This is a genomic window from Streptomyces sp. NPDC002055 (genome assembly GCF_040296705.1).
In the GTDB taxonomy this organism is placed as follows: Bacteria; Actinomycetota; Actinomycetes; order Streptomycetales; family Streptomycetaceae; genus Streptomyces.
Window position 1 is genome coordinate 1 of the sequence record NZ_JBEOXS010000029.1, and the last position, 12340, is coordinate 12340.

Genomic DNA, 12340 nt, shown 5'->3' on the forward strand with positions numbered 1-12340 from the left:
GTTTTTTGGGGGGGGGGGGGGGGGGGGGGTTTGGGGGGGGGGGCCCCCGGGGGGGGGGGTTCCGGAACGCATATTTACGGGCCCTGGGGGCCCACAAATACACGGAAGTTTCCGGAACCCCTACCCCTGCGCCCCCACCCCCTTACGTCCGGACCACCCCGCCCGGTGGCCCCACCCCCTTGCGTTCACCCAGCCGTCCTGCGGCACCGGGCCCTTGCGTTCACCCAGCCGTCCTGCGGCACCGGGCGCGCTTGCGTCCGGACCGCCCTCGGACCGTCGTGGCGCGCTGCTGTCCTTGCCCGGTCCTGTGGTCCCACGCCTTGTCGTTTGTCTTGCTTCCTGTCGCGCGCCTGGTGCCTTGGCCTGTCGCGCCGGTGTGGGTCAGCCGAGCCAGCCGAGTTGTTGGGCGCGGACGCCGGCCTGGAAGCGGCTGGTGGCGCCCAGTTTGTCCATGAGGTCGGCGGTGATGCGGCGCAGGGTGCGGATGGAGACGCCGAGTTCGCGGGCGATGGCCTCGTCCTTCAGGCCCGCGTTGAGCAGGCGCAGGACCGAGGCCTGCTGGGCGTCGAGCGGGGTGTCGGCCGGTGGTGCGGGGGTGTCGGCGGAGAGGAGGGCCGCGCTGTGCCAGCAGTGTTCGAAGACCAGGCGCAGCAGGTGGGTGATGAGGGGGCCGCGGGTGACCAGTGCGGCGGTCTGGCCCTCGATGCCCGGGGCGGGGGTGAAGGCGATCGAGTTGTCGACGACGATCAGCCGGAACGGGATGGTGGTGGCCAGCCGCACCTCGGCGCCGATCTCCTCCAGTTCGCGTAAGTAGCGGACTCCGTGGGGAGTGCGGGAGGTCGACGCGAGGTGGATGGTCCGCATGACGACGCCGCGTTCGATGGCCCGGGCGTTGCGGGCGATGCGGGCGGGCGTGCGTCTCTCGACGACGGGGCCGGGGTGCATGCTGAGGACTTCGTGTTCGGCGACCTCGGAGGTGCTCTCCAGGGATGCCGAGATGTTCTCCATGCCGATGATCAGTTCGGCGGAGGCGAGACTGGCCTGGCTGTGGTACTGGTCGGCGAGTTCGGTGGAGAGCAGCCGGATGGCCTTGCGGAGCCGTACGGACTCCGCCAGCCAGCCCTCGGCCGATTCCTCGGCGCGCAGGGTGAGTCTGGCGAGCGCTTTCTCCACGGACACGGTGGTCATGCGGCCCGAGCCGTCGTCGGAGAGCACGCCGATCTCCTGGAGCAGCCGGGTGGCCTCGGCGAATTCCTCTTCGTCGAGCCCCGTACGTCGGCGTACTTCCTCCATGCCCAGGGCGGGCTCATTCAGCATGCTGCGGTAGAGACGAGCCAGTGAGGTTCTGTCCTTACCCAGGTCCACAGCAACCCCTTTCCAGAGGCTAAGCGGAAGGAGCGGGGCCGCTGTCCGCTGTGCGCCATGGCAGCCTGCGGCCAGGCACTTTCACTTTACGCGGGGCTGTCGGCCGGGGAGTCTCTTTGTCAGGGAAACTCCGCTCCAGCGGATGTTTCGTTCAATGTTGGATTACCGGGGGTGGTTCGGAGTGCACACGACTGCGGGGGGACGCGGCACCAAGAGCGCGGCAAGACGCGTGGTGCGCGGAGTCGTCGGGGGGTGTGTCGTGCTGATCGTCGGCGTGGGTCCGGCCGGTACGGCCTCGGCACAGGGGATGTCACAGGTTGCGGCGCAGGCCGATGCGCTTTTGGCGGAGAACGACTTCGAGTGGGGCTGAGTTCCCCCGGCGGGAACTCGGTTGTCCGTAAGTCTTCCCGGTCGCTCCGCGGGGGCGGAGAAAAGGCCGTTCGAATTCCGTGAGAACTCTTCGCTTTTGCGTTCCGCGGTGAATTCGGAATCCGTCATTCGCGTCGCACGCCGTGCCGAGAAGGACCCACGATGGAGATTTCACTGTCCCGACGCGTGCTCCGGCACGGTCGGCTGAACCCGCACGCGCCCGCCCTGTTCGGGCACGGCAGGACGACGACGTACCGGGAGCTCCTGGGCCTGGCCGCCACCGCGGCGGCCGGGCTCGGGCCCCGGGACGGCCGGGAGCCGGCCGGGGACCCGGTCCGCCCGGCGGCGCTGGTGGCCGCCAAGTCGCCCGCGGCGGTGGCGGTGGTGCTCGGCGCTCTGCTGGTGCGCCGGCCGCTGCTGCTGGTCTCGCCCGAGCTGGGGGAGGAGGCGCTGACCGCGCTGCTCTCCGCGACCGGCGCGGAGCGGCTGCCCGATCCGGAGGAGCTGGTCGCGGGCACGGCCGTGCGCTCCGGTGCCGGGCCGGCGGGGGAGCCCGCGACCTTCGACGGGGACCCGGGGAACACCGCGCTGCTGCTGACCACCTCGGGATCGACCGGGCTGCCCAAGGTCGTACCCCTGTCCTTCGGCGCGGTGGACCGGTTCACCGGCTGGGCGGCGGAGCACTTCGGCCTCACGCCGGAGAGCACCGTGCTCAGCCACGCGCCGCTCAACTTCGATCTGTGTCTGCTCGACATCTGGGCGACGCTGGGCAGCGGCGGCTGCGTGTCCCTCGTCGACCAGGGGCTCGCCGGCAACCCCGCCCATCTGCAGGAGACGCTGCAGGCCCGCCCGGTGGACCTGGTCCAGGGCGTGCCGCTGCTGTACGACCTGCTCGCCCGCACCGGGGCGCACTTCGGCTCGGTGCGGCATGTGCTGGTCACCGGGGAGGCGATGGCGCCGCGGGCGTTCGCCGCGCTGCCGGAGCTCTTTCCCGGGGCCCGCTTCCACAACGTCTACGGCTGCACCGAGACCAACGACAGCTTCGTGCACGAGATCGACCCCGCCGGCCCGATGCCGTACGGCTCGCTGCCGCTCGGCCGGGAGCCGGTGCCGGGGGCCGAGGCCTGGGTGCGGGCCGACGACGGGTCGGTGCTGCGGGGGCCGGGGCGCGGCGAACTCGTCGTCCGCACCCCCTTCCAGGCGACCGGATACCTGGTCGCGGGCCCGGCGGAGAGCCCGTTCGTCGCCGGGCCGGACGACGGCCCGGTGCCCTGGTACCGCACCGGTGACCTGGTGCGGCGCCACGAGGACGGGACGCTGACCCTGGAGGGCCGCCGGGACTTCGTCGTCAAGGTCCGCGGGGTGCGGATCAACACCGCGGAGGTGGAGGCGGCGCTCTCCGCGCACCGGGAGATCGTCGAGGCCGCGGTGCTCGCGCTGCCGGACGAGCGGGCCGGCAAGCGGCTCCACGCCGTGGTGCGCCGCGCCGAGGGATCCCGGCTCAACAACCTGTCGCTGCGCCAGTACCTGGCGCAGCGGCTGCCGCGGGCGGCGGTCCCGTCCACGGTCGCGTGGGCCGAGGCCCCGCTGCCCCGCACCTCGACCGGAAAGGTCGACCGCGCGCTGGTGGCCCGTCCCGTCCCGGCCCCGGCCGGGGACTGACGCGCACCGCGCACCGCACACGTACGAACACGCATTGCAAGGGGAGAGGCCATGACGCGCACCGAACAGATCAAGCGTTTCCTGATCGACGAGTACGCACTCGACATCACGCCGGACGAACTGGCCGACGACTACGACCTGCTGGCGAACGGTGTCATCGACAGCCTCGGGCTGCTCACCCTGGTGAGCTGGCTGGAGAGCACCTTCGGTCTGGACATGGACACCCTGGACATCGCGCCCGACAACTTCCGTACGGTCGCGGCCATCGACGCGTTCTGCGCCCCGAAGGCGCTGGCACCGGAGGGGCGGTGACCCGGTCCCGGCTGCTGCCCGCGCTCACCGCACGCGAGCCGGTGACCGGGGCGGAGCCGTGGACGGACTTCTGGGACCGGCTGGAGTCGGGCGCCACGGCGCAGGGCGAGGCGCTCGCGGTACTGGCCTCCCTGTCGACGGCGCTGCCGGACGCCGGCACGCTCGACGCCCTCCTCCGGTCGCTGGACGCCCGCGCCCCGCGGGCCGGCGGCTCCTGGTCCGGCACGGTGAACGTGGTGGGCACCGGCGGCGGGCCGCCCACCTTCAACCTCTCCACCGCGGCGTGTCTGGTCGCGGCCGCCGCCGGGGCCCGGGTGGTGAAGTCCGGCTCCCGCGGCTACACCAGCCGCTACGGCTCGGTGGACATCCTGGAGCGGCTCGGCGTCCCGCTCGCCGGTTCGTACCCGGAGTGCGAGGACATGCTGGAGCGGTACGGCGTGGTGTTCGCCGGGCCGTTCGTCTACCCGCGCGAGCTGACCCTGCTGGCCCGCGGCATCATGCCGTTCGGGATCAAGCAGGTGGGCCGGGCGGTGAACACCCTGGGGCCGTTCCTGCCCCGGCTGCCGGTCACCGCGCAGCTGACCGGGGTCGCGGACCCGCGGGTGCTGCCCGTCCTGACCGAACTGGCCGCGCTGCGGGCGGTCGGCGGGCGGCAGCTGTGGCTGGTGCACAACGGGCTCGGCGTGGACGAGCTGGTGAGCTTCGCGGAGAACCGGATCGGCGTGGACGGCGGGGCCCCGCGGGTGCTCGCCCCGGAGGGGGCCGACTTCGGGCCCGGCACCCTGGCCGATCTGGCGCCGGCCGCCGAGGGCACCCCGCCCGGCCCCCAGCTGCGGGAACTGCTCGCGGGCCGGGGGCCGCGCGCCGCCGTGGAGTCCATCCGGCTGAACGCCGCCGCCGCGGCCGTCGCCTCCGGCGCGTACGCCGAGTGGTCCACGGCCCTGGACGCGGCCCGGGACGCCATGGCCTCCGGGGCCGCGGTGGACCTGGTGGAGCGGCTGCGGGCGCACCGTGCCGCGCCCCCGGCGGTGATGGTCCATGGCTGACACCCGCGCCGCGCCGCCCGCGCCGCGGCCGTTCTTCCCCGGCCGGGGCCCGGGCGACCCCGGGCTGGCGGTCTTCCTGAACGCGGGCGATCCGGGCCCGCCGGAACGCTTCGAGGAACTGCTGCTCCGGCTGGACGGGCTGGGCGTCGACTGCCTCGAACTGGCCGTGCCCTTCCCGGACTCGGTGACCGACGGGCCCGTCATCCGGCGCTCCGCCCGCCGGGCCCTGGACCGCGGCACGGACCTGGCGGCCGCCCTGGGGATGCTGGCGCGGGTGCGCCCCCGGCTGCGGCACACCCGGGTCGCGCTGCTCGCCGACTGGCGGCACACCGTGCGCCCGGCGGGGCCGGAGCCCTTCATGCGGCAGGTGCGGGAGGCCGGGGCGGACGCCGTTCTCGTCCACGGTGCTCCCCCCTTGGCCCGTCCTCGCTGCGCGGAGGCGGCACGGGAGGCGGGCCTGCCGACGGTGGCGACCTGCTACGCCTCGTCCCCGCCCGCGGTGCGGGAGGAGGCCGCGCGCTCGGCCTCCGCCTATCTGTACCTCGTCGCCCACTACGGGCGTTCCGGATCCGCCGCCCCCGACCCGGAGGCCCTGCGGCCCGTCCTGGCCGGTCTCGCCCGGCCGGGCGTCGCCCCGGTCGCGGTCGGCTTCGGGGTCCGTACCGCCGCCGACGTGCGGGCGATGGGCCGGCTGGGCGCGGACGCCGCGATCGTCGGCACCGCCCTGGTGGGCCGGCTGGAGGAGGCGCAGCTGGCCGGGCGGGACCCGGTGGCCGCGGCCGAGCACTTCGTACGAGATCTGCTGCGATCCGCGGCGCGGGACGCCGCGTCGCCGAGCACCAACGGGAGGAACGCATGATTGTCCGTCAGCTTGATGAAGTGCCCTGCGTCGAGTGGGGGAACGGCCTGAGCCGCCGGTTCCTCGTCGCGGACGACGGCATGGGCTACACCGTCACCGACACCCTGGTCAGCGCGGGCACCAAGTCCCTGCTGGAGTACAAGAACCACTTCGAGGCCTGCTACTGCATCTCGGGCCGCGGCGAGGTCGTCGACATGGCCGGCAACAGCACGCCGGTGAGCCCCGGCACCCTCTACGCCCTCGACCGGAACGACGCGCACTGGCTGATCGCCCATCCGGAGGAGGACCTGCGGCTGATCTGCGTCTTCTCCCCGGCGCTGCGCGGCGACGAGCGGCACTCCCTCGGCGACGACGCCGCCTCCCACTACTGAGCACGCGGCCGGCCTGGCCCCCACCACAGGAGCAGCAGTGATCGAATGGACCAGGGAGCAGCGCGAGCTGCGCGAAGGCCTCACGCCGTGGTTCGCCCGCCTGGGCGAGGAGCATCTGCGCTACGACGCGGACGCCGAATTCCCGCGCGGGCCCTGGGCCGCGGCGGCGGACAGCGGACTGCTGGGGCTGCCGTTCGACGAGGAGTGGGGCGGGCTCGGGCAGTCGCTGCTCACCACCATGTACATGCTGGAGGGGCTGGGGTACGGCTGCCGCAACGGCGGCCTGAACTTCTCCGTCACCACCCATCTGGCCTCCACCGGGGTGCCGTTGCAGCGCTTCGGCTCCGCGGAGGCCAAGCGGCGGTACCTCCCGAAGGTCTGCGACGGTTCGCTGATCGGCGCCCACGCCATCAGCGAACCGGACGTCGGCTCGGACGCGCTGAACATGCGCACCAGCGCGGTGCGCGACGGCGACGGCTATGTGCTGCGCGGCTCCAAGGCGTTCGTCAGCAACGGGCCGGTGGCCGGGCTGGTCATGGTCTACGCCCGGACGGACCCCACGGCGGGCCCGCTGGGGCTCAGCGTGTTCGCCGTGGAACGGGACACCCCCGGGCTGGAGTTCGGCACACCGATCGCCAAGATGGGGCTGAAGTCCTCCCCGCTGTGCGAGCTGTTCCTCGACGACTGCCGGGTGCCCGCGTCCGCGCTGGTCGGGCGGCCCGGCACCGGCTTCCTGATCCTCGACCACGTCATGAAGTGGGAGATCCTCTGCTCCTTCGCGGTCGTGCTGGGCGAGATGCGGCAGCGGATGGAGCGCTGTGTCGAGTACGCCCGGAAGCGCACCGCCTTCGGGCAGCCGATAGGCGACTTCCAGGCCGTCTCTCACAAGATCGTTGACATGAAGATCGGCGTGGAGACCGCGTCCAAGTGGCTCTACGACACCGCGCAGAAGCTCACCGCGGGGCAGTCGGTCACCACCGACCTGGCGATCGCCAAGCGCGTCGTCAGCGAGGCGAACCTGGCCTCCGCGCTCAGCGCCGTACAGGTCTTCGGCGGCAACGGCTACACCGCCGAGTACGGCCTGGAGCAGGAGCTGCGCAACGCGGTCGGCGGGACGATCTACTCGGGCACCTCCGAGATCCAGTCCTCCCGCATCGCCGCCGCCCTGGGCCTGTGACCGCTTCCGCGCCACGGCCTCCACCTTCCGACCGGACGGGGTACCCGCATGGAGTTCGCACCCTCGCTCAGCAGCACCGCCTTCCTCGACCACGACTCCCCGGAGATCCGGCGGTTCGTCGCGGAGGTACTGCCCGACGGCGGCCAGGACCCCCGCGACCGCGCGGTGAAGCTCTACTACGCCGTGCGCGACCGGATCCGCTACGAGATCTACGGCGCCGACCTCTCCCGCGAGGGGCTGACCGCCTCACAGGTGCTCAAGGCCGGCAAGGGGATGTGTCTGCACAAGTCGGTGCTCTACGTCTCCGCGCTGCGGGCCGTGGACATACCGGCCCGGATCGTGCTCACCGATGTGCGCAACCACCTCTCCTCCGAGGCGGTACGGGAGTTCATCGGCGGCGAGGTCTTCCACTACCACGCCCTCACCTCCCTCCACCTGGGCCGCTGGATCCGGGCGACCCCGGTCTTCAACCGGCTGCTGTGCCGGCTGTACGGCATCAGCCCGCTGGAGTTCGACGGCCGGGACGACAGCCTGCACCACCCGTACGACGAGAACGGCCGGGCCCACATGGAGTTCCTGCAGGAGCACGGGGAGTTCGACGACCTCCCGTACGACCGGGTGCTCGACGGGCTGCGCCGGGAGCACCCGGGGATCTTCACCGGGCCCGCCGCGGCGCGCTTCGTGCCCGGCTCCCTGGAGGCGGACGCCCGCTCCGCCCCCGCACCGCGCTGAGCGCACACACCCGGAACACCGAGAGGACCACCGCCGTGAAATCCGTGAAGTACCTGCTCAGCGATGTGCGCATACCCGAGCACTGGTACAACATCGCCGCCGATCTGCCCGGTCTGGAGCCGCTGCTGCACCCGGGCACGGGGCAGCCCGCGACCGTCGACGACCTGACCGGGATCATGCCCAAGGAGGTCGCCGAGCAGGAGCTGTCCACCGAGCGGGAGATCGAGATCCCCGACGAGGTCCGGCAGATCTACGCCCAGTGGCGGCCGTCCCCGCTCTTCCGGGCCCGCCGGCTGGAGGAGAAGCTCGGCACCCCGGCGCGGATCTACTACAAGTACGAGGGCGGCAGCCCGGCCGGCAGCCACAAGCCGTCGACCGCCGTGCCCCAGGCCTTCTACAACAAGGCGGCCGGGATCCGGCGGCTGGCGACCGAGACCGGCGCCGGGCAGTGGGGCTCCTCGCTCGCCCTGGCCGGTGCGCTGTTCGACCTCGAGGTCAAGGTCTTCATGGTGCGGGTCAGCTACCACCAGAAGCCGCAGCGCCGGGCCCTGATGCACGCGTACGGCGCCACCTGCCTGCCCAGCCCGTCCACCGAGACGGAGATCGGCCGGAAGATCCTCGACGGGGACCCGGACTGCCCCGGCAGCCTCGGCATCGCCACCTCCGAGGCGCTGGAACTGGCGATGAACGACCCGGGCACCAACTACGCGGGCGGCAGCGTCCTCAACAACGTCGTGCTGCACCAGACGGTCATCGGCCAGGAGGCCATGGCCCAGCTGGACATGGCGGAGGACTACCCGGACATCGTGATCGGCTGCGCCGGCGGCGGCAGCAACCTCGGCGGGCTCGCCTTCCCGTTCCTCGGCCGGCAGCTCCGCGGCGGCCAGGCCGTGCGGGTCATCGCCGCCGAGCCGGAGGCCTGCCCGACGCTGACCCGCGGGCGGGTGGCCTACGACTTCGGCGACACCGGCGGCTTCACCCCGCTGATGAAGATGCACACCCTCGGCCATGCCTTCGTCCCGCCGCCCATCCACGCCGGCGGCCTGCGCTACCACGGCATCTCGCCGCTGGTCAGCCGGGCGCTGGAGGAGGGGCTGATGGAGGCGCGCGCGGTGCCGCAGACCGCCTGCTTCGAGGCCGGGCTCGCGTTCGCCCGCAGCGAGGGCATCGTGCCCGCGCCGGAGTCGACGCACGCGGTGCGCGTCGCCGTGGACGAGGCGCTGCGCTGCCGCGAGGAGGGCCGCTCGCAGGTGATCCTGTTCGGCCTGTCCGGGCACGGCCACTTCGACCTCGGCGCGTACGAGCGCCACCTCGCCGGGGAGCTCACGGACGACGGCTTCGACGCGGACGCGGTCGACCGCTCCCTCGCGCAGCTGCCCGTCCCCGGCGGGCAGGAGGGCTGAGACCGTGCTGCTGAAGGTGTGCGGGCTGGTGACCGACCACGAGCTGCGCCGGCTGTCGAAGTTCCCGGTCGAGCAGGTCGGGCTCTGGCACGGCGTCCCGGGCGGCAGGTCCGAGCTGCCGCTGGAGCGGCTGGTCCCGCTGGCCGCCCGTGCAGCTCAGCTGCACCTCGACCCGGTGCTGGTCACGCTGGAGGAGGACCCCGAGGCGCTGCGTGCCGCGGTCGCCGCCTCCGGTGTGCGCCGGGTGCAGCTGCACGGCTATCCGATGCCCGGCACGGTGCGCCGGATCCGGGCCGCGCTGCCCGGGGTCCACCTGGTGAAGGTGCTGCACGCCCGGGACGGCAAGGTGCTGGAGGAGCCGCTGATCGGCGCGTACGAGCAGGCCGGGGCGGATTCCTTCCTCTTCGACTCGGTCGGCCCGGACGGCCGGATCGGCTCCACCGGACGGCCGCTGGACCCGGCCGCGCTCACCGGGGCACTGGAGCGGGTCGGCCGCCCGTTCCTGCTGGCCGGCGGGCTCTCGGAAGCCGGAGTCGAACGGTACGACAGCGTGCTGCGGCACCCCGGGATGCTCGGGATCGACCTGGACAGCGCGCTGCGCGGCCCGGGCGGCTCGCTCACCCTGCGCCGGGTGGACGCCATCCGCACCGCCTGGTGGCAGCGGCTGGGCCGGGTACGGGACGAGGTCACGGCATGAGCGCGCCGGCCGCGGGGCGCTTCGGCGAGGCCCTGCGCACCTCCCGGGTGCCGGTCCTGATGGAGCTCAAGCGCCGGTCCGCCGACGGCGACGACCTCTTCCGCGGCCGGACGGTCGCGCAACTGGTCCGGGAGTACGAGGCGTTGGGCGCCCCGGCTCTCTCGGTCGTCACCGGGTCGTGGTTCGGCGGCACCCCCGGACTGCTGGACGAGGCCGTCGCGGCGACCGGACTGCCGGTGCTGGTCAAGGACTTCCTCACCAAGGAGCGGCAGCTCGCCGACGTCGCCGCGCGCGGTGCGTCCGCCGCGCTGCTCACCGCCACCGTGCTGCCGAAATCCGTGCTGCCGCGGCTCATCGAGAGCTGCCTGGAGCACGGCCTCACCCCCTTCGTGGAGGTGACGGACGAACGGGAGGCCGCCGCCGTGGTGCACGGCGAGCGGTGCGTGGTCGCCGTCAACAACAAGGACATCCGGCGGCGCGAGCGGGGCCCGGAGGGGCCGGAGCGCAGCCACGCCCTGCTGCCCGCGGTGCTGGCCACCGGGACGCCGGTGCCGGTCAGCGCGAGCGGCATCCGGACCCCGGAGGAGGCGCGGGGGCTGCTCGGCGCGGGCTACCGGGCGCTGCTGATCGGCACGGGGCTGCTGCTGGCGGACGACGTGCCGGGCTGGGCGGCGGAGCTGGAGCGTGCGGGATGAGGCCGGAGGAGGTCGTGAGCGTCGAGGATGCGGTGAGGCCGGAGGAGGTCGTGAGGCCTGAGGGCGGGACGCGTCCGGTGGCGGCGCTGTCCGAGGAGACGGCGCGTCCCGACGCGGCGTGTTCCGACGCGGTGTGTTCCGTCGAGGAGGCGCGTCCCGGTGCCGCGGTGGCGGACGCCGAGCCGCCGGCCACCCCTCCCGGGCTGTCGCTGCGCGCCGCCCTCGCCGAGCTGGCCGGCCACGAGCCCGGGGCGGTACTCCGGGAGACGGCGCCGCTGGCCCGTACCGAGGTGGCGGGCCGCTTCGCCCGCCGCCACGGCGGGGTGCCGGCCGTCGGCGTCTCCCGCCCCGAGCCCGCGGTGCTGCACACCGCCGTCGAGGGGGCCGAGGGGCCGGTGCTGCTCGGCCTGTACGGCGCGGAGGACCGGCTCCGCCGCTGGCTGCCGGGCCTGCCGGACCGCATCACGCCCGAGCGCGCCCGGCGGCTCACGGCGCAGGCGCTGCCTCCGGTGCGGGTCGCGGAACCGGCCTGCCGGGAGCGGGTGACCACCGGCGACCGGGTGGATCTGCGCCGGCTGCCGGTGCTCACCGCCACCCCGCGGGACGCCGGGCCGTACCTCACCGCCGCGCTGGTCCGCGCCGAGGACCCGGAGACGGGGGAGACCGCGCTGTCCTCGCACCGGATGCTGGTGCTGGACCGCACCCGGCTCACGGTCTGGATGGTGCCGGGGCGGCAGCTCGGGGCCCTGTACGAACGAGCCGTCGGCGCCGGGCGCCGGCTGCCGGTCACCGTCAGCATCGGGGTGCCGCCCGCCGCCATGGTGGCCTCCGCCCTGGGCACCCGCTTCCTGCCGTCCGGGCTCGACAAGCTCGCCGTCGCGGGCGCCCTCGCCGGCGCGCCGGTGGCCCTCGCCCCGGCGCTCACCCAGGACGGGGCGTCGGTGCTGGCGGAGTCGGAGATCGTGCTGGAGGGGTACCTCGACGGCACGCTCGCCGACGAGACGGTCACCGGCAGCGGCTGGTCGCTCCCGGAGTTCCTGGGCTACGACGGGCGCTCCCGCACCGGGCTGCCGGTGCTGACCGTCACCGCCGTCACCCACCGCCGGGACCCCGTCTACCAGGCCGTCATCGGGCCGGGCCGGGAGCAGTCGCACATCCTGGGTATCGCGGGCGCCCTCTCGGCGGGGCTGTCGCTGCCGGACGTCCCCGGCGCGGCCGTCCGCGAGCTGCACCAGGCGGCGGCGGGCGGCGGGATGCTGCTGCTGGCCGTCGCGGTGCGCAAGGAGAGCGCGGAGGGGGACGCCGCCCCGGCCCGGATCGCCCGGTCGCTGCTGGCGCAGCACTCCTTCCTGAAGCTGGTGGTCGTCACCGACGACGACGTGCGGATCTCCTGCCCGGAGGACCTGCTGTGGGCCCTCACCACCCGGGCGAACCTCGCCCTCGACACCCTCTCCCGGGACGCGTCCGGACCGGTCCCCATGGACCCGTCCGGCACCGAGGAGTGGACCCGCGCCCGGGGCTGGAGCCGGCCGCCCGGCCGGGCCGCGGTCGACGCGACCACCCCGTTCGCGCTCCGGGCGCGCACCGCCCGCAGCTACGGGCTGTCCGGTGCGGGCCATGACCGCTAGCGGCCAGGCCCGGATCCGCTGAAG

12 protein-coding genes are annotated in these 12340 nt (G+C 73.9%); 11 read left to right on the plus strand and 1 reads right to left on the minus strand.

The annotated features are described in order from the left end of the window. Positions 1 to 381 precede the first annotated feature (381 nt). Complete coding sequence (locus ABT112_RS19275; protein WP_351511116.1) at positions 382 to 1317, minus strand: helix-turn-helix transcriptional regulator; 936 nt, start codon at positions 1315 to 1317, stop codon at positions 382 to 384. Between the two features lie 579 nt (positions 1318 to 1896). On the opposite strand from ABT112_RS19275, the gene ABT112_RS19280 reads away from it, so the two are divergent. Genes ABT112_RS19280 through ABT112_RS19330 form a run of 11 tightly spaced genes read left to right on the plus strand, consistent with a single transcriptional unit; the run spans position 1897 to position 12316 of the window. After that, entirely contained in the window at positions 1897 to 3396 is a 1500-nt protein-coding gene (locus ABT112_RS19280; RefSeq protein WP_351511118.1) for an AMP-binding protein, read from the plus strand. Between the two features lie 51 nt (positions 3397 to 3447). Next, entirely contained in the window at positions 3448 to 3708 is a 261-nt protein-coding gene (locus ABT112_RS19285; RefSeq protein ID WP_351511120.1) for a phosphopantetheine-binding protein, read from the plus strand. Next, positions 3705 to 4754, plus strand: coding sequence for a hypothetical protein (locus ABT112_RS19290; RefSeq protein WP_351511122.1), 1050 nt, complete (start codon positions 3705 to 3707; stop codon positions 4752 to 4754). Before ABT112_RS19285 ends, ABT112_RS19290 begins: the two co-directional genes overlap by 4 nt. Next, the gene (trpA, locus tag ABT112_RS19295) at positions 4747 to 5613 is read left to right on the plus strand and encodes a tryptophan synthase subunit alpha (RefSeq protein WP_351511124.1); all 867 of its coding nucleotides are present in this window, start codon (positions 4747 to 4749) and stop codon (positions 5611 to 5613) included. Before ABT112_RS19290 ends, trpA begins: the two co-directional genes overlap by 8 nt. Further along, on the plus strand, positions 5610 to 5984 hold the full coding sequence (locus tag ABT112_RS19300; protein WP_351511126.1) for an ectoine synthase: 375 nt from the start codon (positions 5610 to 5612) through the stop codon (positions 5982 to 5984). The genes trpA and ABT112_RS19300 overlap by 4 nt, the downstream gene beginning before the upstream one ends. A 37-nt stretch (positions 5985 to 6021) precedes the next feature. Continuing rightward, positions 6022 to 7161 (plus strand): acyl-CoA dehydrogenase family protein, encoded by a 1140-nt coding sequence (locus tag ABT112_RS19305; RefSeq protein ID WP_351511127.1) that lies wholly within the window; start codon positions 6022 to 6024, stop codon positions 7159 to 7161. 48 nt (positions 7162 to 7209) lie between these two features. Beyond that, positions 7210 to 7893, plus strand: a complete 684-nt coding sequence (locus tag ABT112_RS19310; protein WP_351511128.1) for a transglutaminase-like domain-containing protein — start codon at positions 7210 to 7212, stop codon at positions 7891 to 7893. Between the two features lie 35 nt (positions 7894 to 7928). Continuing rightward, positions 7929 to 9296 (plus strand): TrpB-like pyridoxal phosphate-dependent enzyme, encoded by a 1368-nt coding sequence (locus tag ABT112_RS19315; RefSeq protein WP_351511129.1) that lies wholly within the window; start codon positions 7929 to 7931, stop codon positions 9294 to 9296. A 4-nt stretch (positions 9297 to 9300) separates the two neighbouring features. Beyond that, positions 9301 to 9993, plus strand: coding sequence for a phosphoribosylanthranilate isomerase (trpF, locus tag ABT112_RS19320; protein WP_351511130.1), 693 nt, complete (start codon positions 9301 to 9303; stop codon positions 9991 to 9993). Continuing rightward, positions 9990 to 10688, plus strand: coding sequence for a beta/alpha barrel domain-containing protein (locus tag ABT112_RS19325; protein WP_351511132.1), 699 nt, complete (start codon positions 9990 to 9992; stop codon positions 10686 to 10688). The genes trpF and ABT112_RS19325 overlap by 4 nt, the downstream gene beginning before the upstream one ends. Positions 10689 to 10702: 14 nt before the next feature. Continuing rightward, on the plus strand, positions 10703 to 12316 hold the full coding sequence (locus ABT112_RS19330; protein WP_351511134.1) for a UbiD family decarboxylase domain-containing protein: 1614 nt from the start codon (positions 10703 to 10705) through the stop codon (positions 12314 to 12316). Positions 12317 to 12340: the final 24 nt, after the last annotated feature.

What these genes read in the sequence shown, in the direction of transcription:
- ABT112_RS19285 (WP_351511120.1), top strand. Translation starts at nt 3,448, where the DNA reads ATGACGCGCACCGAACAGATCAAGCGTTTCCTGATCGACGAGTACGCA.
- ABT112_RS19310 (WP_351511128.1), top strand. Translation starts at nt 7,210, where the DNA reads ATGGAGTTCGCACCCTCGCTCAGCAGCACCGCCTTCCTCGACCACGAC.
- ABT112_RS19275 (WP_351511116.1), bottom strand. Translation starts at nt 1,317, where the DNA reads ATGCTGAATGAGCCCGCCCTGGGCATGGAGGAAGTACGCCGACGTACG.
- trpA (WP_351511124.1), top strand. Translation starts at nt 4,747, where the DNA reads ATGGCTGACACCCGCGCCGCGCCGCCCGCGCCGCGGCCGTTCTTCCCC.
- ABT112_RS19280 (WP_351511118.1), top strand. Translation starts at nt 1,897, where the DNA reads ATGGAGATTTCACTGTCCCGACGCGTGCTCCGGCACGGTCGGCTGAAC.
- ABT112_RS19325 (WP_351511132.1), top strand. Translation starts at nt 9,990, where the DNA reads ATGAGCGCGCCGGCCGCGGGGCGCTTCGGCGAGGCCCTGCGCACCTCC.
- ABT112_RS19300 (WP_351511126.1), top strand. Translation starts at nt 5,610, where the DNA reads ATGATTGTCCGTCAGCTTGATGAAGTGCCCTGCGTCGAGTGGGGGAAC.